The following is a 22,506-nucleotide window of genomic DNA, read 5'->3' as shown; positions in this document are numbered from 1 at the left end:
CTTAACCTTTTCTATATGATTTCTATTGTAAAAAATTGGAGGAGATGTCCCCAACTCCTCCATTACAGATTATTCAATCACTTGTCCTGCTTCTTTTAGAACAGATTCAGGAATCGTAATACCTAATTCTTGTGCCAATTTTTTGTTAATCACTGACTTACCAGTTGAAAAGACATTAACTGGAGTATCAGCTGGTTTTGCACCTTTCAAGACTTGCGCAATCATTTTACCTGTTGCCACACCAAGGTCATGTTGGTCAACTACAACTGATGCCAAACCACCAGCTTCTACCATGGCAGTTGCGCTTGGATAGATTGGTTTTTTAGCTGATTGATTGCTTGAAATAACTGTTGAAAATGCAGATGCGATTGTGTTATCGATTGGAACCCAGATAGCATCAACCTTGCTAGTCATAACGTTAACTGTTGAAGCAATTTCATTTGTTGAAGGAACAGCAAATGTTTCGACTGTCAAACCTGCTTTTTCAGCATAAGCCTTAAATTCTTCTACCTGTGTTTTTGAATTGTCTTCGCTGCTTGAGTAAAGGGCTCCGATTGTTTTCACATTTGGTGTCAAAGCTTTGATGAGTTCAACTTGTTGTTGAGCTGGGTTGTGGTCAGATACCCCTGTAATGTTGCCACCTGGTTTTTTCAAATCTTTGACCAAGTTAGCTCCGATTGGGTCTGTAATAGCGGCCATGATAACCGGTAGGTCTTTTGTGGCACTAGCCAAGCCTTGAGCAGCTGGTGTTGCAATACCAACCACAAGGTCATTCCCATTTGCAACCAACTGTTTGCTCATTGTTGCAACCTTACTTTGGTCACCTTCTGAGTTCATAAAGTCAATTTTCAACTGATCATCTTTATAGCCTTCTTCTGCCAGTCCATCTTGAATCCCTTTATAAATCAAATCAAGAGATGGATGGCTCACAAATTGAAGGACACCAACTTTGGCAACTTTCTTTTCATTTTTAGCTTCTGGTTTATTCATTGAAGAGTAAATCAAGCTTCCTGCTACTAAGACTGCTAATGCAGCGATAATTCCAATTAAACGTTTATTTTTCATTCTATTTCTCCTTTTATTCCTTTAAAATACTTCACTTATCTCAACAAGCTACGCCATCGTTTTCTTTCCATACTAACCTCCATCAAAAAAGTCCTCACACAAAAAACTTGTGTGAGGACGTCGATGCGCGGTACCACCTCAATTATAGGGAATTTCCCTATCGCTCTGTCTCGCAATAACGAGATGCACTGTAAGGTGTGCTCACCGAATTTTTATGATTTCAAATTCTAAATACCATTCAGCCCAATTTTCATCATCACACTTATCTGTTTTCAGCTACCACAGACTCTCTAAAAAGTTTATTATGATTACTTTTCTGAATGGTTAAATTATATCATTTTTCAACTACTTGTCAAGACTCTTTTAGCATTTTTTTGAAAGATTCAAAAACTTCCCCTATAGAAAAGAGGAAGTTTGATAGGCATCAGCCTGAATTACGCAATCCTGTTGCAATTCCGTTGATGGTTGTATGGATTAATTTTTCTTGATCGCTTGATAATTCTCCTCGGCGTTGACGTTTAATCAACTCCAACTGGATATAGTTGAGGATATTAAAGTAAGGCATACGGTAATCCAAACTTGCTTTTAGATATGGATTTTCAGCCAAGAGTTCATCGTAACCTTCAATAGCTAAGATGACTTCCTTGGTAACTTGCCATTCATTTAGAATAGTCTCATAGATTGCTTTGACTTCTTCATCCTCACACAGTTTGGCATATTCAAAAGCAATGTTCATATTTGATTTTGACAAGACCATGTCGACATTTGAAAGAAGCGATTGGAAGAAAGGCCAGTTTTGGTACATGTCTCGTAAGATAGCGATATTCTCTGGATTTTTATCGATAAATTCCTTGAAGCTTGAACCAACCCCATACCAGCCAGGGAACATGACGCGACTTTGCGACCATGAGAATACCCAAGGAATAGCTCGCAAACCACCGATTTCAGTAATAGTCTTACGAGCGGCTGGACGAGAACCAATGTTAAAGCTTGAAATAGCCTTGATTGGACTTGACTCGAAGAAATAATCATAGAAATGGTCATTGCCAAAGACCAAATCACGGTAGATATCGTAACTACGGTCCACCACTTGGTCCATAATAGCTTCATAACGATTGGATGTATTGGTATCGCTCTTCTTCTGAGTAATCATACGGTTAATGGCTGCAGATACTAGCATTTCAAGGTTATAGTAGGCTGCGTCTTTATTACCGTATTTATTTCCAATTACTTCACCCTGCTCCGTCAAGCGGATACGATCCTTAATAGACTTGAGCGGTTGAGAGGTGATGGCCTCATAGGTTGGTCCACCACCACGACCGACAGTACCACCACGGCCGTGGAAGAAGGTAACCTTAACGCCAAATTCATCTCCAATAGCAGTCAATTGTTGTTGAGCCTTGTAGAGGGTCCAACATGATGAAAGGTAACCACCATCTTTATTACTATCAGAGTAACCAAGCATGATTTCTTGGTAGTTATTACGTGAAGCAATCCATTTCTTAGCAAGAGGAAGTGAAAGGTACTCTCTCATGGTTTCTTCTGAGTGATCCAAGTCCTCGATTGTTTCAAAGAGAGGAACGATTTGGACACGAGCTCTTTCTTTATCAACTAGCCCTACTTCTTTTAGCAAGATAGCCAATTCCAGCATGTCTGATACGCTGGTTGCATGTGAAATGATGGTCTGACGAATGACATCATCTCCCAACTTATCTTTCAACTTACGAGCTGCCTTAAAGATTGCTAATTCTTTTTCAAGTAATTCTGATTTTTCAACATGAGTGGCAGAAAGAATACGTGGATCTTCTTCCAATTCTTTCAAGAGAAGCTGGCATTTTTCTTCTTCACTTAGTTCACTATAATGAGAATGAATACCTGCTGATTTCAAGAGTTCAGCTACACAGGCTTCGTGAACACTAGAATCTTGACGCATGTCAATAGATGCCAAATAGAAACCAAAAATTTCAACTGCCTGGATCAACTCAACAAAATCACCAGAAATCAGTGCTTCACCCTTATTTTCCAAGAGGGAATCACGAATAGTAATTAAATCCTTATAAAAATCATTAGCTGTTTCATAGCGAGCTCCAACTTCCTTATCTTCAATCAGATAGGTTTTTGTTGCTTGGATTTTTGATTGAATATCAAACAAGGCACGACGATACAGCTCTTTTTCACGATAAATAGAGTTGTCCTTGGATTGACGAGCCATTTCTCTAACTTGCTTGCTTACATTGACAATACTGGTTGAGAGAGAGAACTCACGATAAAGCTGATAAATCTTTTCATCATAGTAGTTCATGATGACTTCACACTGGGTCATAGCAGATTGTTTCAAGGTATCTGCTGTAACAAAAGGATTCCCATCACGGTCTCCACCAATCCACATACCCATGGTAATTGGTTTAGGATGTTTCAAGTCCAAGCCGTGTTTTTTAGCCAGACGCTTGTACTCAGCAGTCAAATGAGGAACTGCCTTCAGGAATGAACTATTGTAGTATTCCATTACATTCGTGATTTCATTGGTTACTTTCAATTTCTTTTCACGAATCATATCTGTCTGCATGATAATCTCAATGTAACGACGGAGATCATTATGCCATTTTTCCTTATTAATCAAACCTAATTTCACATCACGGTACTTACGCAAGAGGGTATGGATATGGTTAGTCAAATCCAACATACTCTTACGTTGCACTTGTGTTGGATGGGCTGTCAAAACAGGGACAACATTCAAGTGTTCTAGAATTTCAACCGCATTTTCTTTTTCTGCAACCATTTTGATCGTTGCTGATAATTTACCAAGATAATCTTGATCGATATTATTTTGATGGTTGATTTCATAGGCCAAATCCACGTCTTCTGAAATATTAATCAAAAGAGGCAAGATAGAGAAATAGCGTGAAATATAAGCCATTTCATCATTTGTCAAACTGGTAACTAATTGATTCAAACCTTGATAATCTTCTTGAGTTGACAATTCCTTCAACTGTATGATTTTTTCAAAAGTCTCTGGGGCAAGCATGTTTTTAGTAATATCTTCTAACAATTCTGTTAAAATCAATACTTCTTCTTGTATAACAGCTTTATTACTATAGTTTTCTAATTTTTGAAGAGACATAGGTAATCCTTTCCACTCTCAGCTCTACATATAGTTTGATGAGTGAGCTTCTAACTCCTCATATAATTGGGCACGTTTTTCACTTGCATCAATATTTAAGACAAAGGCGATGGCTACAGACAAGACTAGGAGACTGTTCCCTCCTTGCGATAAGAAGGGGAAGGTTACTCCTGTCGAGGGAATAATACCAGAAATTCCACCGATATTGACAAAGACCTGTACCAACATCATCCCCCCAACCCCAATCGCCATCATAGAATTAAAGGGATTCTTAGCACGAATTCCTACTAGGATAATTCGCAAAATCAGGAAAAAGACAAGTGCCAAAATCAAACTGGCTCCCACAAATCCAAACTCTTCAATGACAATTGAAAATACAAAGTCTGTATGGGCCTCTGGTAAATAACCACGTTTTTCTATTGAATTTCCTAAGCCTAAACCAAACCATCCACCATTTACCATAGCAAAGTAGGAATTTGCAAGTTGGTGACCAGCTCCTGCCAAATCAGCAAAGGGATTAAAGTAGGCACTGAAACGCTTGGCCACGTAACCAAATACTGGAACTTTTGAAAACTTATCAACCCCAATTACAGAAATAGCTGATAGAGATAGGGCTGAAACTCCAAACAATACACCGATAAAGACTATAAACCAACGATGAGCAATCCCACTAACTGTATACATAATCAAGGCGACCAGCGCTAGGATTGTAGCATTCCCCAAATCTGGGAAAATAGCCAAACTTCCTATCATTACCAAGAGGACAAAACGCCAATCATTAAAAGCTCGAGGAATCCATTGATTTTGAGTTAAAACTTGAAAATCGTAAATACCAATTTCATCCTGTTGTTTTGAAAAACGTTGGGCCAAGTACCAGACGATGATAATCTTCAAATACTCCGCTGGCTGAATGGTCAAAGGTCCTACTGAAATCCAACCATAGGCTCCATTGACTGGCGTACCAATTAAGCGAGCCAGAGCTAAGAGAATCAGCTCAACAAACATAACAATAAATAAAAGTCGTTCTTTTCTTAAAAAATTCAGTTTCAGCTTATATATCAAGACAATCAATATTAAACTAAATATCCAAAACATTCCCTGACTTCGAACCAATTGGAGGGCACTTTTACCTTCTTCGATAAGAATGGCACTGGTTGTAGAATAGACTACAATCAAACCCAAAATAGATAAAAGTAAGTAAGGAACTAGAATAGAATAGTTTAACAGGTGCCTCTTACTAATCTTCATAGTATCACCAATCTAATGAGAACAAAAGAAATTATTCCCAAATTCCGTTTATTTTCTAGTTTTGATTGCTATTATACCATTTTTTCCGAAAGAAAAAAACTCTTACCCTTAAGATAGAAGATTTTCTCATAAGAAAAAGAGCACTTGGCTCTTTTCTGTTTTATTCTTTTGAAGAACTGCTTGAGCTTGAATCTCCACCACCGATGTATTGAGTGAAGATATTTTGGAAGGCTTGATCTTTAACCTTGATATTGGCTGCTTGCAATTCTTTTCCGATAATACTTTGAACAAATGATGCGTCGTTTTGTTTTTGAGTTAAGATAACAGTTTTTAATTTTTCTTTGTAATCGTCAATATTAGATGATTTTTCTGTTTTCTTAATCAGTTTAACAATGTAATATTGACTGCTGTAGGCTTGTGTTCCAGTAACGCTAATCACATCAGAAACACCGTTTACATCTAAAGCAAAAGCAGCTTTTTTAACTTGTTCTGGTACTTCTGTTGAAGCAGAATCAAAAGTGATTTCTCCACCATTCGCTTTAGTTTTCTCATCTGTTGAATTATCTTTGGCTAATTGAGCAAAGTCTGCATCACTAGCTTTAGCTTTTTCAAGAATTTCTTTAGCTTTGTCTTCATTGTCCAAACGGATAATTTGAGCAGTCACATCAGGAGTGTATTCGTCAAAGGCCTTCTTGTAAGCATCATCTGTCAATTCAGCTTCTGCTGCTTTCTTAACTGCCAACTCAACCAATTTACTTGTACGAATTTGAGCTTTACGTGTTTCAAGAGTCATTCCTGCTTGCGATAAGACACGTTGGTAGTTCTCACCATATTGTTTCTCTTCTTCGGCAATAGTATCGTTGACTTCTTTGTCATCTACTTCTGAGCCATATTGCTTCTCAAATACTTTTTGGATGGTCATGTTCAACAATACTTGTTGAGCTGAAGGATTGCTTTTCACTTGCTCATAAAATTGATGTTCTGTGATGACATCCCCTTTCATGCTGATAAGATCTGCCCCTTCTGAACCTTTCGAACAAGCTGCTAAAGTTGCTACTGATAATAGTGTAATGGCACCTGCCAATAGTTTTTTCTTCATGTCTACTCCTTTGAGATAAGTGTTACCCTATCTATTTTACTATATTTTCTTAAATTTTTCTGAAAATCATTCGCTGTCAGGCAATTGAACATCTGCTACATTTTTACGAAGCATGAGAATGCCATCTCCCAGAGGTACTAATGTTGCAGTGAGTCCTGGATTGTCTAAGGTTGCATCAAATAGTCTTTGAAGGCCTCTGTAAATAGTTCGCTGGCCACGACGGACTTCCATAATATCCTTAGCAACATCACCACCTTGGAAAATATCATCCAAGACAACCACACCACCAATTTCCAAATGTTTGAGGATTTCTGGCAAAAAGACGATGTATTTAGACTTGGCTGAATCCATAAAGACGAAATCATAGGACTCTGTCAAGGTAGATAAGATATCTACCGCATCTCCTTCTAGGAGCGTGATTTGCTTGCGACTGTCAAACTGGGCAAAATTTTCCTTGGCAAAACCAATCATTTCTGGATTGCGGTCAATGGTTGTAATCTTGGCCTTTGGCGCATGTTCCGCCATCAAGAGGGCTGAAAAACCGATAGCCGTCCCAATTTCCAGAATGTTTTTAGGTTGTATGGTTTCCATGAGAAAACGGAAATAAGCAACCGTTTCATGGGGAATAATGGGAATATTTTCCTTACGGGCAAAATCTTCCAATTCTTTCAAGGAACCTGTGACTTGCTTTTGACGCTGGCGCATCAAGTCTACAATTTCTTCTTTGACAACGGGACGACGCATGTTATGGTTGGCATTCTTACTATACGATTCAACCATCTTATGCCAATCCCAATTTTTCAACAAGGGCTTCAAACTCATTTAAACGGCGTTCAAAGACTGCAAAGGCATCGTTTAGGTAGCCTTCCTTCTCCATATCAACACCAGCTTTTCTCATGACATTAAGTGGATAGTCAGACTTACCTGCCTTGAGGTAATCTATATAGCGGTCACGGTCTTCTTGACTACCATGAACAATCTTTTCAGCCAAGGCTGAGGCTGCTGCAAAACCAGTTGAATATTGATATACATAGTAGTTATAGTAGAAGTGTGGAATGCGGGCCCACTCGTATTGGATTTCAGGATTGTCTTCCTTGCTCAAACCATAATACTCCTGGTTCAAGTCTGCGTAGAGTTTATTTAGGAAATCGCTTGTTAAGACTTCACCATTTTGATCCGCTTGGTGAATAGCGTGTTCAAACTCAGCAAATTGAGTTTGACGGAAAACTGTTCCACGGAAACCATCTAGGAAGTTATTGAGGATAGCAAAGCGCGTTGCATCATCTTCCACTTCTTCCAATAATTTCTCCGTCAAGATATTTTCATTAGTAGTCGAAGCAATCTCAGCCAAGAAGATAGAGTAATCTCCGTAAACATAAGGTTGCGTTTCACGAGTATAGCTAGAATGCATACTGTGGCCTGTCTCATGGACAAGGGTAAAGAGATTGTCTAGATTGTCCTGCCAGTTAAGGAGCATAAAGGCATTGGTATCGTAAGAACCGCCAGAGTAGGCACCTGAACGTTTGCCTTGATTTTCGTAAACATCAATCCAACGCTCGCTGAAGGCACGTTTAACACGGCTCAAGTAATCCTCACCCAAGACTGCCAAGGCATCTTCTGCCTTTTTCAAGGCTTCTCGGTAGGTAAAACTGTATTCAACAGAAGAAAGTGGTGTGTAGACATCGTACATCTTGAGGTCTGAAATTCCCAGGATTTTTGAACGAAGGTTAAGATAGCGATGCAAGAGTGGCAAATGCTTGCGAACTGCTGCTACCAAATTGTCATAAACACTCTCTGGAACAAAATTGGCTGCTAGGGCTGCATGACGAGCGCTCTTGTAGTTGCGAACTTTGGCACGGTAGTTTTGCACCTTAACATTGGTTTGCAAGGTTTTGGCATAGGTGTGTTGGAATTGTTGATAAGTCGCATAAAGGGCTTGATAGGCACCACGACGAACCTCACGATTTTTAGACTCCATCAAACGTGTGTAAGTCCCATGAGATAGCTGAACTTCCTTACCATCATCGTCAAGAACATAAGGGAACACAATATCCGCATTGTCCAAAATAGCGAAAGTTTCACTTGCCGAACCAAAGATTTCTCCAGCGCCAGCCAATAATTCTTCTTCACGTTGTGAAAGAACGTGTTCCTTGCCTTGCAAAAGCTTGTCAAAATAGTGTTGATAAATCTGCAATTTTGGCTGAGCTTCTAAAAAGTCAGCATACTGCTTTTCACTGATTTCCATAAATTCAGGTTCATAGAATGAAAAGGCTTGGTCTAGCTGGCTATAGAGAGTCATGGCCTTGGCATAGTACTCTTGGTACTTGGCTTCACGCGTGTCCTGGTCATTCTTCATATGAGCATAAACGTAAAGCTTCTCCATTTGGCGTTCCATTTCAAGAGAAAATTCAGTGATTTCTAGTAAGTTATCCGCACTATCCAAGAGATGACCTTCATACTGGGCTACTGTCTCCAATTGTTCTGTTAAATCTTTTAAGGCTTCTTCCCAAGCCTGGTCAGTTGGGTAAATCGTTGATAGATCCCATGTATCTTTTTCATTTATTTCATGTCTTTGTAATACCATTAGATTCCTCCATCCTTTCTATTCTACCATATTTTTTAAGAAATATTGCTGATAAAAGGCTGGTGGATAGAGCTTTTGCCAATCATTTTGAGGATTTTCTTGATAATAGGTTTGAAAATACTGATAATAGCTGGTCAAATCCTTCTCAATTTGGCAAAAATCACCTACTAGTGGTCGAATTTGTGGATACCATTCTTTTAAGCCATAAGTCAGGAGATTTTCTCCCTTCTGATAGGCTTCTGCTTGTTCTTTCATCCAAAAAGGATTTTGATAATACAGTTGTTGCCGGATATAGCGACAGATGTCCTTGTCTTGGGAAACGGTAAAATGCGATATTTTTTGTTTCTTATAGGGAAGACGTAATATCTCCAGTAGACTACCGTGACCATAGGGAAATTCCTTAATCTGATAATGAAGTTTACCTCGGAGATCTTGGTGAATCAGGTATTTGAGTCTTAAAACTTGCTTTTCACTGTCTAATTCCCAAACATAAAATCCCATATTTTGACTGAAGTATAGAAAACCTTGTTGCAGACGAGTCAAACGATCCTTGAGCCAAAGTTTTTCCCCCAGCAACCACAGTACTTGGTAACCCTGACTACGATAGCCCTCACTTCGCTCTTTAAGAAGTTTTTGCGGCAAGGGACTACACTGAACTTCTAGAGCAAGATGACCATTTACAAATACATCCGCAATCTGTTTAAGCTCTGGAAGAGGGTATTCTAATTGCACCTCTGCCTCTTTTTTCAACCAGTGATAAAGTGATTCTTTATTTGCCAGATGTTCTGGACTTTCATTTTCAGAGGAAAAATTACAGTCTTTTAAGGATTTATGGGAAAAATGGGTCCGGACACTTGGTCCTTGACGCAAACGGAGCTGACCTCCACAAGCTGGGCAGGTGTATTCTTCCTTCTCAAGCTTATCCTCTAACACATTTACCAATTCTCCCATAGTATCTCTCGCAACAAACATGATTCCCTCCTTTTCTATATTATTCGTAAAAAAGAAAAAAGATCAGGAAATTCCTAATCTTCATTCATGTTTATTTGATTTTTTTAGCTAGCATGGTCGCAAAGCGTAGTTGAATACGATTGCCATTCTCATCGCGACGGTGCAAATGACCTGGATTTTCATTGTACTTAACCAATTCCCAGTCCTTGTAATAGTCTGCCAATTCCCCTTCTTTAAAGGTAAATGGGAAGTTCACTGAGCAAGGATAGTCCTCCGTATCCATGGCACAAACGATAAGATTGTAGCCACCAACAGTGGTTTTCTCCTGCATGTTTTTGATAATTGCAGGAATGCGATCTGCTTGCAGAAACATCAAAACCACTGTCGAGACGATGAAATCATACTCTTGACCAATGCTAGCTGAATTGATATCGTAAAGACCAACAGGCATGTCCAGATCTTCCTGCTCAACAATACTTTGCAAGATTTCAAGGGCTAGTTCATTTTGATCCACAGCTGTCACATCAAAACCTTGCTGGGCTAGAAAGAGGGCGTTACGACCTTGACCACAGCCCAAATCCAAGGCTTTCCCTGGTTTTACTGTCTGCATAGCCTCTAAGACCTCTGAATGAACTGGATTGGTATTGTATTTTTTAGGGAAATAATCCTCAGGTTTACAATAAAATTCCAAATACCATTCCACATCATCTGTGGCAGCCTCCACTCGATGCCAAGCTTGAGGTTGTGCCATGGGATTGTCGGCTCCGGCTTCAAAGAGATGCTCAGCTAGAGGCTCACCATCCTCTGTCAATTCAATAAACTTGAGAGTTCCTTTTAAAACAGTAATCTTACCCCAAGTCCCTACCTTGGTATTGTGTTTCTGCTGAACCGCCTCTGGCATGGTTTCTTTCGTCCACAAGGGCATACGTTTATAGGCAACTAGTTTTTCCATTTTCATTCCTCTTTTATCGCTGGTTGACTGCTTTCATCACGCGCGCAATATCGCGATTCTGTTCACGTCGTTTGATAGACTCACGTTTATCATAGTCATGCTTTCCTTTGGCAAGTCCTAAAAGAAGCTTAGCATATCCATCTTTGATATAGACCTTAAGGGGAACCAGGGTCATACCTGTTCCTTTAGTCTCCTGTTCTAATTTTTGGATTTGCTTCTTATGGAGCAGGAGTTTTCGACGACGTTCTGGTTCTTGGTTCCAGATATTGCCCTCTTCGTAAGGAGCGATATGAACATTGCTCAACCAGACTTCTCCATTTTTTACTTGGGCAAAGCCATCCTTGAGATTGATTCGAGCTGCTCGTACACTCTTGATTTCAGTTCCTGTCAGGACCATCCCTGCCTCTATCGTATCTACGATAGTATAGTCGTGGCGCGCCTTTTTATTTTGTGCGACGACCTTTCCCTCGCCCTTTGCCATGCTTGGCTCCTTTCTTAGCTACTTCCTTGTAAAAAGGTTTCTTTCCTTTTTTCTTCTTGTCTTTTTGTGAATGCTTGCGCTTCTCATTTGAGCGTCCTGATTTTCTCTTATCTTCCTTCATATCTGAACGACGATTTGAACCACGTCCTCTGTCTTTGCGACCAGCTTGTTTCAAGCCTTTTTCAATCACATCAAACTCACTTGGGATGTAAGAGAAGTCAATTTCACCCGTCATCTTGTCGGCTCTTTCAACTCGGATACGGATTTGCTGACCTACACGGAAGGTTGTACCCGATTTCTCCCCACGCAGGGTCAAATCACGTTCATTGAAATGATAAAATTCAGGTAGATTCGTGATGTGAATCAAGCCTTCAACTGTGTTCGGCAATTCGACAAAGAGACCAAACTTGACAATGCTGGACACAACCGCATCGTACTCTTCACCCACGTATTCTTCCATATACTCAGCCTTTTTCATGGCTTCGACTTCACGCTCAGCCTCGATAGCACGACGCTCACGGTTGGAAGACTGGGTCGCAATCTCTGGAATCACTTGCTCAAAATGCTCTGCTATTTCCTTAGAACGGCCGTAATCCCGAATCATACGGTGAACAAGAAGGTCTGGATAACGACGAATCGGACTGGTAAAGTGAGTATAATAGTCAGCAGCTAGTCCATAGTGGCCGTGATTGTGCTCCGAATAACGAGCCTGCTGCATAGAGCGAAGAAGCATCATGGACAATACATCTGCATATGGTTCTCCCTCAACAGTACGCATGATGTCTTGAAGAGTCTCCTGACTAATCTCACTGGCAGTCCCGTAAATTTGCAAGCCAAAACTTGAAGCATAATCAATAAACTTCTGAACCTTTTCAGCCTTAGGCTCCTCATGGATACGATAAATGAAAGGCAAATCCAGCTTGCTGAAATGCTCGGCAACTGTTTCGTTGGCCATCAGCATAAAGGACTCAATCATGCGCTCGGCAACACCACGCTGACGAAGAACGATATCAACAGGCTTACCTTGCTTATCCACTAAAATCTTAGCTTCATTGGTATCGAAATTGAGAGCACCACGTTTCATACGCATGTTTTCTAAAGTTTCATGAAGCTTGGCCATGAGTTCGATACTTGGAACAATTTTCTGATATTCTTGTCTCTTTTCCTCATCGCCAGCTAAGATGTCATTGACATCACTATAGGTCATCCGATAGCTTGTCTTGATAACTGTTTGTGTGATAGTGTAGTTGACCACACGACCATGTTTATCAATCTCCATAATAGCAGACTGGGTCAGGCGGTCAACTTGGGGATTGAGGGAACAGATGCCATTTGACAGTCGTTCTGGAAGCATTGGCACCACTCGGTCTGTCACATAGACAGAAGTCGCGCGGTTAAGGGCTTCCTTATCAAGGGCAGAACCCTCGGTCACATAGTAAGAAACATCTGCGATGTGAACACCAAGCTCCAGATTGCCATTTTTCAAGGCCTTGATATGCACCGCATCGTCCAAGTCCTTGGCATCCGCACCGTCAATGGTAAAGGTAATCTCATCTCTCAAATCCAGACGGCCTTCCATATCCTTTTGAGACGGAGCATCAGGCACACTTTCTGCTTCCTTAACAACAGTCTCTGGAAATTCTGAGACAATGTCCATAGACTCCAAAACCTCAAGAACATCAATTCCGACATCCGTTGAATGCCCCACCACATCGAGGACACTAGCGACAAAGAAATCATGTTTCTTGCTTGGGTATTTATCGATAAAGACCTTGAGAACTTCTGTTCCCTCTAGTTTAAGGGCTGGTTTCTTCACATAAATCGGTTGACTGATTTTCTGATTTTTCGAACGGATATAACCGGCATACTTAGGTTTTTCCTGATCTAGAACGATTTGTCCGACAACAGTTGTCAAACTGTGTTCTAAGATATCAATAATTTTGGCTTCGGCAGCTGTTCCCTTGTTGCGGTCAGCGACTTTCTTGATGATGACCTCAACGGTATCACCATCAATAGCATAGTTGACATCGTTTTTTCCTACAAAAAGGTCGTCCTCCTCGCCTTCCATACTAACAAAGCCAAAGCCATTTTTATGGGCATGAAAAATCCCCTTGAGGGTAATCTCATGTTTTTTCTTGACTTCCAAAGTCAGACTTCCATCTTCCTCAAAGCGTATCTGATGCTTTCTTTCCATTAAGGACAAGGTTTTAATCAACTCACGAAAATCCTTGGACCCATCTTTTTCCAAAGCCTGAGCCAAGTCATTGACAGTTACCTTTCCCTTATCTTGTAAATATTCTTTTATTCTATCTTTCATATTTTCTTTCTAGATTTTTTAATTTTCTTTTACTGTAAAACCTTCTTAAACATCCTTTAAAAATAAAAAGAGGCAAAGACCTAGTCCTGCCCATTATTTTCTTATCTACTTGATAATACCGTCAATGCTAAGGCAATGGCTAGCCAGAAAAAGACTAAAATCCCTGTCAAACGCTGCATTACAGCTTCAAAACCGCGTGCTTTACTGCGTTCAAACAAATCACCTGAGCTGGCATCAAATACATTGCTGGATTGGTTTTTGGTTGGTTGCATGAAAATCGCAATCACAATCACAACAGATAATACTAATAAAATGGTTAATAATAGGTTATACATATCAAACTCCTTAAAATCCCTATTATTTTACCATAAAATCTACTTAGATTCAAGATGTAGGGTTACTTTTCTTTCCTTGGGACAATACTTTAAAACCTCAATCTTGTCTGGATGGGTTTTTGAATTTTTACTAGTTAGGTAATTGATACTGCCACAAGAGGAGCATTTGAGATTAATTTTTACTCGCACTAGATTTCCTTTACTTTTAATAATGTTCGAAATTGAAGCAGGTTAAAGAGACAACTAAAGGCAACACAAAGGCTTGTCGCATAAAAGACTGCATGGTAGCCAAATTGACCTGCTACTGCAGAACCTGCCATAGGCCCAACGACACCTCCCAGATAAAAGAATACCTGATTGAAGGCAAAGACCCTCGAAATACCAGCTTTGGGCGTTATCTTGCTGAGAAGGGCATTAACTCCGGGAATCAAGGCACCGGTTCCCAATCCAAAGAGGAAACGATAGAGGCCTAGTTGAAGGGGGCTAGAAGCATTAGCACAGAGAAGATAGATGATAACTGAATAAAACTGGGCTACAACCAAGAGACGATGATTGCCCACCTTGTCACCTAACTTGCCCATGACTCCTGCACTTATCATGCTGGAAAAGCCCATACTGGACACAATCAAACCAGAGACAAAAAGAAGATTCTCTGTTTGGCCTAATTCGCGTACATACAGAGCTAAGATAGGGCCGATTGATTGGGCTGAAAATTGGATGACAAAACTGGTCAGAAAGAGGTTGACCAAGAGATAGGGATATTTAACTGATGTAAATAATTCCTTTGTTGGGATGGCCTTTTCCTTGGCTACTGGTTGAAACTCTTCCTTGATAAAGCAAATAGTCAAAATAGCAGCTAAAAACAGAAAACTACCAACCAGTAAGAAAACCGTACGAATTCCAAATAATTCTGCGATAAAGCCACCAATAAAGGGACCAGTTAGAGTACCTGCAACTACACCTGTAGACAAAGTGCCTAAGGCAGAGCCTGATTTCTCCTTGGGAACCTGACTGGCTATCAAGGCTGTGGCATTAGGAACAAATCCCGCAAATACACCATTTAGTAAACGAAGAAAAATCAACCAATAGATATTTGGCACAAAGGCCAAACCTCCCATAGTGATAGTCATGGCAAGGCCAGCCCGAATCATCATGGGCTTTCGACCGTATTTGTCAGCAAGGATGCCCCAGATAGGAGAGAAAAGTGCTGCAGAAATGGCAGAGACAGAAATAGCTAAACCTGCATAAAAAGCAGCTTGATCACTTCCTACACCTAGATTTTCCACAAAGATGGGCATAAAAGGCACAACCAAAGAAATACTGGCTCCTGTCAGAAAATTACCAAACCAGGCAATGCGCAGATTATCCTTCCAGTTAATCTCTGTCATCTTCGCTACCTCCCTCAAGCAGGGAGAACACCTGAGTAAGAAGCTGGTCCTGATTGCCATTGTTGTTTAAAACATGGCTGGCCAAATCTTTCTTTTTCTCTAAAGGCCACTGGGCTGCCAGACGAAACTCGGCTTCATCTTTGGACAAGCGGTCCCTTTTCATTAAGCGTTCCACTTGGATATCTCGGTCCACATAGACCAACCAAGTCTCATCAAACCAAGAGGCATAGTCTTGTTCAAAAAGCAAGGGAATATCCATGAAGAAAATCTCTTCTGTCTGAGCCAACTGGTCTCTCAACGTAGCTAGTTCCTCACGGATAATCTCTCCTTGAGTTATCCTAGACCATTCTCGCTCTTCAGGATTTGAAAAGATAAGACTAGCTAGGATAGGGCGATTGAGTTCTCCGTTTTCTAATATAATTTCTTGCCCAAAGTGCTGTACTAGAGCCTCAAACAGACGACCACCAGGTTTCTGTAGTTGATGAACAAGAGCGTCGGCATCCACTACTTGAAAGCCTTGCTTTCTTAGAAAATTTGTCACGGTTGACTTACCAGAGGCAATTCCCCCAGTGATTCCAATGATTTTTCCCATCAGCCCCTCCTTTGGCACTGAGGACAAAAGTGAGTTCCTCGTCCGCCTAGTTGGATTTTCTCAATGATGGTACCACAACGTACACATTCTTGACCAGCCTTGTCATAGACTTGGTGAAAATCCTGCATGGTTCCATCTTCTCCAAAGGCATTGGTATAGGTCCGAATGGTGGAACCACCTTTTTCAACAGCCTGTCCCAATACAGCAATGGTCTGGTCATGAATAGCTGTCGCTTTTGCTGCTGTCAAAGTCTGGGAAGGTCTAGCCGGATGAACCTGAGCTCGCCAGAGAACCTCATCAACATAGATATTGCCAAGTCCAGCTACCAAAGTCTGGTCTAGGAGATGGGATTTGATAGGCTTTTTGGACTTGGCTAGGGCAGCTTGAAAGACCTGCACATCAAAGTCTTGTTCGCTTGGTTCAGGACCTAATTTTTTAGAAATAAAGTAAGCGTCTAAAAGGTCCGGAGCCAAGAGTTCCATGGTTCCAAACTTGCGTACATCCTCATAAACAAGCGTGCCACCATCTTCAAACTGAAAAAAAACATGGGCATGCTTGCGTTCAGGTACTTGGTCCGGATAGTAAAAATACTTGCCCTCCATCCGCAAATGGGAAATCAAGACCTTGTCTGTCAGGTAAAAAAGCAAATATTTGCCCCGACGTTCCATTGACTCAATAATCTGACCAGGCACTTCCTTTTGAAATTCGTCCAAATCCGTCTTAATCATCTTGGGATAGCGAATTTCTACACTCGAAATCTTCTTTCCCAAAATCAATTTTTCTAAGCCACGACGAACCGTTTCAACCTCTGGTAATTCAGGCATAAGTCCTCCTTCTGTAAAAACAAGAAGCAGGCATGAGCCCACCTCTACTTAGTATTCTTTTTCATTATAGCCAAAGTCAGCCAAATCTAGCTTTTTATCGCGCCAATTTTTCTTGACCTTGACCCAGGTTTCTAGGAAGACCTTATCTCCTAGCATGAGTTCAATATCACGACGGGCCATGCTACCGATTTTCTTAAGCATAGCGCCACCTTTACCGATGATAATCCCTTTTTGGCTATCTCGCTCGACCATGATGGTTGCACGGATGTGAACCTTGTCTGTCTCTTCATCTCGTTTCATAGAATCCACAACTACTGCAACAGAGTGCGGAATCTCTTCACGAGTTAAGTGCAAGACTTTCTCGCGAACCATTTCTGAAACCAAGAAACGTTCTGGATGGTCTGTGATTTGATCAGACGGGAAATACTGGTAACCTTCGTCCAGATTTTCACTCAAAATATCAACTAAACGTGAGACATTATTTCCCTGAAGAGCTGAGATTGGAACGATTTCCTTAAAGTCCATTTGATTACGAAAATCATCAATCTGAGACAAAAGCTGGTCTGGATGAACCTTATCGATCTTATTCACCACCAAAATCACAGGAACCTTGGCAGCCTTAAGGCGCTCGATAATCATATCATCTCCCTTACCACGCGCTTCATCAGCAGGCACCATAAAAAGAACAGTATCCACTTCACGAAGGGTGCTGTAGGCGGATTCAACCATGAAATCTCCAAGGGCAGTTTTAGGTTTGTGAATCCCTGGTGTGTCGATAAAGACAATTTGCTCCTTATCAGTCGTGTAAATTCCCATAATTTTGTTGCGCGTTGTCTGCGCCTTATCACTCATGATGGCAATCTTTTGCCCCATAACGTGATTTAAAAAGGTTGACTTCCCAACATTGGGACGTCCTAAAATGGCTACAAAGCCTGATTTAAAAGTCATAATTTCCTCTTACTGTTTAAAATAATAAATCCCAGATTCGTGGGAGAAAAATCAATGCGCCTGTTAAGGCTGCGAAAAGAGAGACCACTAATACCGCGCCAGCCGCCATATCCTTGGCATTTTTAGCCAGCATGGAAAAGTGATAGTGACTGGCCAAATCCACCACATTTTCAATAGCAGAGTTAATAATTTCAAAAGCTACTACCAAGAAAATGCTCAATAGGAGAAAGAGCCATTCGATTCGTGACACCTGAAAAACAAAACCTGCAAGAATGACCACTAGAGCCGTCACTGCATGTTTTCGCATATTGCGTTCTTCCTTGATAGCAGTAAAAATTCCTGTAATGGCAAATTCTAAACTGGATATCAGGTCACGATTTTTCCATTTTCGTTTATTGTCTTGTGAGTCCATAGGCTGTCAAAATTTCTTCTTGTAAACCGAACATCTCCGCTTCTTCTTCTGGAGTGTAGTGATCATAGCCGTTGATATGTAAAAAGCCGTGTACTGCCAAGAAACCCATCTCACGCTCAAAGCTGTGGCCATATTCCTCAGCCTGCTCATGAGCCTTATCAATAGAGATGAACAATTCCCCAATATAGGCATCAAACTCAGACATCATCTCTGCCAATTCCGGATTTTCAAGCAAATCCTCTTCGTCAAAGGCAATTTCCAACTCTGGCTTGTATTCAAGGCTGATAACATCTGTCGGACGGTCTGTGTCACGGTACTCCAGATTGAGTTCATGACTACGCTCATTGGTCACAAAGGTAACTGCCATCTCCTTGTCTTCTTTTCCTAATTTTTGGGCTGCAAATTCCAAAATTTCTTGGGTTTGTTGCAACATTTCTTTTGAAACTTGACCAGTTTCATCTACCATTTCAATATACATGTGCTTCTCGTTTCTCTTTACTTGGCTTTATTATACCACATTTCCATGATTTTATTCTACCTTTTTGATATAATACTATGGAATACAATCACAAGGAGAGAACGATGTCATTTGACGGATTTTTTTTACACCACATGGTTGAGGAATTGCGAAGAGAGTTAGTGAACGGTCGCATCCAGAAAATCAATCAACCTTTTGAACAAGAGTTGGTCTTGCAAATCCGCAGCAATCGCCAAAGCCATCGCCTGCTCCTTTCTGCCCATCCAGTTTTTGGACGCATTCAGCTGACCCAAACGACTTTTGAAAATCCATCCCAACCTTCTACCTTTATCATGGTTTTAAGAAAATATTTGCAGGGTGCCCTGATTGAGTCGATTGAGCAAGTGGAAAATGACCGTATTGTGGAAATGACAGTTTCCAATAAAAACGAGATTGGAGACCATATCCAGGCTACCTTGATTATCGAAATTATGGGGAAACACAGTAATATTCTACTGGTTGATAAAAGCAGTCATAAAATCCTCGAAGTTATCAAACACGTCGGCTTTTCACAAAATAGCTACCGTACCTTACTTCCTGGATCGACCTATATCGCTCCGCCAAGTACGGAATCTCTCAATCCTTTTACAATCAAGGACGAGAAACTCTTTGAAATCCTGCAAACACAGGAAACGACAGCTAAAAATCTTCAAAGCCTCTTTCAAGGTCTGGGACGTGATACGGCAAATGAATTGGAAAAGATTCTGGTTAGTGATAAACTAGCCACTTTCCGAAACTTTTTCCATCAAGAAACCAAGCCATTCTTGACTGAGACTTCCTTCAGTCCAGTTCCTTTTGCAAATCAAGTGGAAGAGCCTTTTGCCAACCTTTCGGATTTGTTGGACACCTACTATAAGGACAAGGCTGAGCGCGACCGTGTCAAACAGCAAGCCAGCGAACTGATTCGTCGTGTTGAAAATGAACTTCAGAAAAATCGACATAAGCTAAAAAAACAAGAAAAAGAGTTACTAGCGACAGACAATGCTGAAGAATTTCGCCAAAAAGGGGAATTGCTAACAACCTTCCTCCATCAAGTGCCTAACGACCAAGACAAGGTTATCCTAGACAACTACTATACCAACCTACCTATCACGATTGCGCTTGATAAGGCCTTGACTCCCAACCAGAATGCCCAACGCTATTTTAAACGGTATCAGAAACTCAAAGAAGCTGTCAAATACTTGACTGATCTGATTGAAGAAACAAAGGCAACCATTCTCTATCTGGAAAGTGTGGAAACTGTTCTCAACCAAGCTGGGCTGGAAGAAATCGCTGAAATTCGTGAAGAATTGATTCAAACTGGCTTTATCCGTAGAAGACAACGGGAGAAAATCCAGAAACGCAAAAAACCAGAACAATATCTAGCAAGCGATGGCAAAACCATCATCTATGTTGGCCGAAACAACCTGCAAAATGAGGAGCTAACCTTTAAAATGGCCCGCAAGGAGGAACTTTGGTTCCATGCCAAGGATATTCCTGGAAGCCATGTTGTCATCTCAGGAAATCTAGACCCATCTGATGAAGTCAAGACAGACGCGGCAGAGCTAGCTGCCTACTTCTCTCAAGGTCGCCTGTCAAATCTGGTGCAGGTGGATATGATTGAAGTCAAGAAACTCAACAAACCAACTGGTGGCAAACCCGGCTTTGTCACTTACACAGGACAAAAGACCCTCCGCGTCACACCAGACCCAGAAAAAATTGCATCCATGAAAAAATCCTGATTTTACTTGAAATCAGGATTTTTAACTTACTATTCACTCAAATCATATTCATACTCAATGAAAATCAAAGAGCAAACTAGGAAGCTAGCCGCAGGTTGCTCAAAGCACTGCTTTGAGGTTGTAGATAAGACTGACAAAGTCAGTCACATACATCATCCAAAGCGACGCTGACGTGGTTTGAAGAGATTTTCGAAGAGTATTAACATACTATTCACTCAAATCATATCCAATTATAGGACTAATCTTTACCACCTAGCTTCTCATTGATTTTCATCATCACACTAGCAATTTTTTCACCCCAATAAGGGTCTGACGCATATTCCACATTCATACCAGACGCCTTGTTTCCAAGGAAAGTTCTGCCCCTATCGATATAATTTTCCTTAATCCACTTGGTTGCTCCTAAAATACCTTTATCCACATCATCAAATGTCTTGGCAGAAAGGTACGGGGTCGTATCATAGGCTGTAATTCCAAAGAAATTATTCTTATCTTTGGCAATCTTACTTCTTCCCCAGTCGCTTTCTAAGGCACTATGAGCAAGGAGATAGAGGGCATTGATATGGTAATGTTCTTCGGCTTCCTTAAAGGTAGCTCCCTTATTTTCCAGGAGGCTATTATTAATATTTAGCAGACTAAATACCTTATCCAAGTCTTCAGCACTATAGTTTGTAGCCTCTGTCAAATCTTTAAAAAGGAAGGGATTTTCAAGGTTAAAACCATCAAAATGCAACCCATCTGCCGAATAATATTTCTTGCCTACTTCCATATCAGAAAGATGAGCAGCTACTGGGATACTAGCATTCTGAGCCACATAGTGATAAAAACGGTGTCCATCACTCTCATAATAAGGGATAAAATCCTTGCTGGCATCTAGTGCTTGTAAATCTTCTGTTTTCATATAGCCTGACAAACCAGAAATAGTAATAGCCAGGCGCTTGTCATCACTTTTTCTATCCTTATCTAGCCAGACAACACTACCTTGCGATATATAGGACAGCTTTTCACCATCTGCATTATAAATATTTGCTGTGACAGGCACTACTTGATAATAAGCAGCATTTTCGTTTGTTGCTTTTTCTACAAGCCACTTTCCATCGCTTCCTAGCTGATGACCATCAATAGTCTCATTTTTTGCCATGTAACCACCAGATTTGAAGTAGTACCAGGCTTGACTATGAGAATCATAGACCCATTCTTTCTCAGCCATTTTGCCATCAGATTTTAGATAAAACCATGACTCCTTATCCAAAATCCATTCATTGGCTGCCATATAGCCACCGGATTTTAGATAATAATAGTGACCATTTTCGAAAATCCATTCTTTATCAGCATGATTTCCAGTTTCTTTAATGTAAAACCAAGATTGGTATTGTTTGTCAAAAAGCCAACCTTGCTGTACTTTAGCGCCACTAGCACTCACATAAGCCTGTTCAATCCACTGACTTGTCAGTAAATAACCACCGGATTTGAAATAATAGTCCTTGCCCTTAATTTGGAGCCATTCTTTCTCTGCGTGTTGTCCATCTGCTTTGATATAAAACCAAGCGTCGTATTGAGAATCATAGACCCAGTCTTCTATTACTTTGGCACCTGTTGCACCAACATAGGAAGTTCCTACCCACGCATTTCTTTTCATCTTTCCATCTTGGTCAAGATAATAGAGGACTCCCTTGTCTTCTATCCATTCTGACTTGGCCATATAGCCACCAGATTTGAGGTAAAAATAGTCGTCACCTTGCTTTAGCCATTCATTTTCAGCATAGTTGGCATCTTCTTTTATATAAAACCAAGATTGATAGTGAGCATCAAAAATCCACTCATTAGCTGCTTGACTCCCATCTGCTTTCAGGTATTGTTTTCCTTGCCAAGTACCATCACTAGCCATTGCACTCTCTGGTCTGGCTAAGAAAAATAGCAGAGCTAAAAAAACAAATCTCAATTTCTTCAT

Annotated in this window: 20 protein-coding genes and 1 other annotated feature; of the genes, 1 reads left to right on the top strand and 19 read right to left on the bottom strand. The window is 40.6% G+C overall.

Annotation, left to right across the window (positions count from 1 at the left end; translation table 11 throughout):
* Nucleotides 1-69: 69 nt before the first annotated feature.
* From trpX to ybeY, 18 genes are all read right to left on the bottom strand, one after another.
* Nucleotides 70-1,065, bottom strand: coding sequence for a tryptophan ABC transporter substrate-binding protein (gene trpX / locus MK480_RS05600; protein WP_153198852.1), 996 nt, complete (start codon nucleotides 1,063-1,065; stop codon nucleotides 70-72).
* A gap of 110 nt (nucleotides 1,066-1,175) precedes the next feature.
* Nucleotides 1,176-1,393, bottom strand: a binding site (T-box leader).
* Between the two features lie 96 nt (nucleotides 1,394-1,489).
* Nucleotides 1,490-4,186, bottom strand: a complete 2,697-nt coding sequence (ppc, locus tag MK480_RS05595) for a phosphoenolpyruvate carboxylase (protein WP_049499358.1) — start codon at nucleotides 4,184-4,186, stop codon at nucleotides 1,490-1,492.
* 24 nt (nucleotides 4,187-4,210) lie between these two features.
* The gene (ftsW, locus tag MK480_RS05590; RefSeq protein WP_024057920.1) at nucleotides 4,211-5,434 is read right to left on the bottom strand and encodes a cell division peptidoglycan polymerase FtsW; all 1,224 of its coding nucleotides are present in this window, start codon (nucleotides 5,432-5,434) and stop codon (nucleotides 4,211-4,213) included.
* Between the two features lie 160 nt (nucleotides 5,435-5,594).
* Nucleotides 5,595-6,533 (bottom strand): peptidylprolyl isomerase PrsA, encoded by a 939-nt coding sequence (gene prsA / locus MK480_RS05585; RefSeq protein WP_004254642.1) that lies wholly within the window; start codon nucleotides 6,531-6,533, stop codon nucleotides 5,595-5,597.
* Nucleotides 6,534-6,599: 66 nt separating this feature from the next.
* On the bottom strand, nucleotides 6,600-7,313 hold the full coding sequence (locus tag MK480_RS05580; RefSeq protein WP_004241675.1) for an O-methyltransferase: 714 nt from the start codon (nucleotides 7,311-7,313) through the stop codon (nucleotides 6,600-6,602).
* Nucleotide 7,314: 1 nt separating this feature from the next.
* Entirely contained in the window at nucleotides 7,315-9,117 is a 1,803-nt protein-coding gene (pepF, locus tag MK480_RS05575) for an oligoendopeptidase F (protein ID WP_261010869.1), read from the bottom strand.
* Nucleotides 9,118-9,135: 18 nt separating this feature from the next.
* Nucleotides 9,136-10,089, bottom strand: coding sequence for a competence protein CoiA (locus tag MK480_RS05570; protein ID WP_268707306.1), 954 nt, complete (start codon nucleotides 10,087-10,089; stop codon nucleotides 9,136-9,138).
* A 70-nt stretch (nucleotides 10,090-10,159) separates the two neighbouring features.
* A complete protein-coding gene (tehB, locus tag MK480_RS05565; RefSeq protein ID WP_261035405.1) occupies nucleotides 10,160-11,020 on the bottom strand; it encodes an SAM-dependent methyltransferase TehB in 861 nt (286 codons plus the stop codon).
* 13 nt (nucleotides 11,021-11,033) lie between these two features.
* Nucleotides 11,034-11,501 (bottom strand): SsrA-binding protein SmpB, encoded by a 468-nt coding sequence (gene smpB / locus MK480_RS05560; RefSeq protein ID WP_261029943.1) that lies wholly within the window; start codon nucleotides 11,499-11,501, stop codon nucleotides 11,034-11,036.
* On the bottom strand, nucleotides 11,464-13,818 hold the full coding sequence (rnr, locus tag MK480_RS05555) for a ribonuclease R (RefSeq protein WP_268707305.1): 2,355 nt from the start codon (nucleotides 13,816-13,818) through the stop codon (nucleotides 11,464-11,466). The genes smpB and rnr overlap by 38 nt, the downstream gene beginning before the upstream one ends.
* 101 nt (nucleotides 13,819-13,919) lie before the next feature.
* Complete coding sequence (secG, locus tag MK480_RS05550; RefSeq protein ID WP_000282517.1) at nucleotides 13,920-14,153, bottom strand: preprotein translocase subunit SecG; 234 nt, start codon at nucleotides 14,151-14,153, stop codon at nucleotides 13,920-13,922.
* Between the two features lie 39 nt (nucleotides 14,154-14,192).
* A complete protein-coding gene (gene rpmG, locus MK480_RS05545) occupies nucleotides 14,193-14,342 on the bottom strand; it encodes a 50S ribosomal protein L33 (RefSeq protein ID WP_001809104.1) in 150 nt (49 codons plus the stop codon).
* Nucleotides 14,342-15,541 carry a multidrug efflux MFS transporter PmrA gene (locus tag MK480_RS05540; protein WP_268707304.1) on the bottom strand — a complete coding sequence of 400 codons (1,200 nt, stop codon included), beginning with the start codon at nucleotides 15,539-15,541 and terminating at the stop codon, nucleotides 14,342-14,344. The genes rpmG and MK480_RS05540 overlap by 1 nt, the downstream gene beginning before the upstream one ends.
* Nucleotides 15,528-16,133, bottom strand: coding sequence for a dephospho-CoA kinase (gene coaE / locus MK480_RS05535; RefSeq protein WP_084887811.1), 606 nt, complete (start codon nucleotides 16,131-16,133; stop codon nucleotides 15,528-15,530). Before coaE ends, MK480_RS05540 begins: the two co-directional genes overlap by 14 nt.
* Nucleotides 16,133-16,957, bottom strand: coding sequence for a DNA-formamidopyrimidine glycosylase (gene mutM, locus MK480_RS05530; protein WP_268707303.1), 825 nt, complete (start codon nucleotides 16,955-16,957; stop codon nucleotides 16,133-16,135). The genes coaE and mutM overlap by 1 nt, the downstream gene beginning before the upstream one ends.
* Nucleotides 16,958-17,005: 48 nt before the next feature.
* Nucleotides 17,006-17,905 carry a GTPase Era gene (era, locus tag MK480_RS05525; RefSeq protein WP_049488721.1) on the bottom strand — a complete coding sequence of 300 codons (900 nt, stop codon included), beginning with the start codon at nucleotides 17,903-17,905 and terminating at the stop codon, nucleotides 17,006-17,008.
* A gap of 16 nt (nucleotides 17,906-17,921) precedes the next feature.
* The gene (locus tag MK480_RS05520; protein WP_000378157.1) at nucleotides 17,922-18,317 is read right to left on the bottom strand and encodes a diacylglycerol kinase family protein; all 396 of its coding nucleotides are present in this window, start codon (nucleotides 18,315-18,317) and stop codon (nucleotides 17,922-17,924) included.
* The gene (gene ybeY, locus MK480_RS05515; protein ID WP_000275156.1) at nucleotides 18,298-18,795 is read right to left on the bottom strand and encodes an rRNA maturation RNase YbeY; all 498 of its coding nucleotides are present in this window, start codon (nucleotides 18,793-18,795) and stop codon (nucleotides 18,298-18,300) included. Before ybeY ends, MK480_RS05520 begins: the two co-directional genes overlap by 20 nt.
* 104 nt (nucleotides 18,796-18,899) lie before the next feature.
* Between ybeY and pavA the strand changes: the two genes are divergently transcribed.
* The gene (gene pavA / locus MK480_RS05510) at nucleotides 18,900-20,555 is read left to right on the top strand and encodes an Rqc2 family fibronectin-binding protein PavA (RefSeq protein ID WP_261029210.1); all 1,656 of its coding nucleotides are present in this window, start codon (nucleotides 18,900-18,902) and stop codon (nucleotides 20,553-20,555) included.
* A 238-nt stretch (nucleotides 20,556-20,793) separates the two neighbouring features.
* Here the strand turns inward: pavA and MK480_RS05505 are convergent, their stop codons facing one another.
* Complete coding sequence (locus MK480_RS05505; protein WP_268707302.1) at nucleotides 20,794-22,506, bottom strand: glucosaminidase domain-containing protein; 1,713 nt, start codon at nucleotides 22,504-22,506, stop codon at nucleotides 20,794-20,796.

This window comes from Streptococcus mitis (assembly GCF_026782895.1).
GTDB lineage: Bacteria > Bacillota > Bacilli > Lactobacillales > Streptococcaceae > Streptococcus > Streptococcus mitis_CB.
Note: the sequence above shows the minus strand (reverse complement) of the source record. Positions and strands in the feature narration are given on the sequence as shown.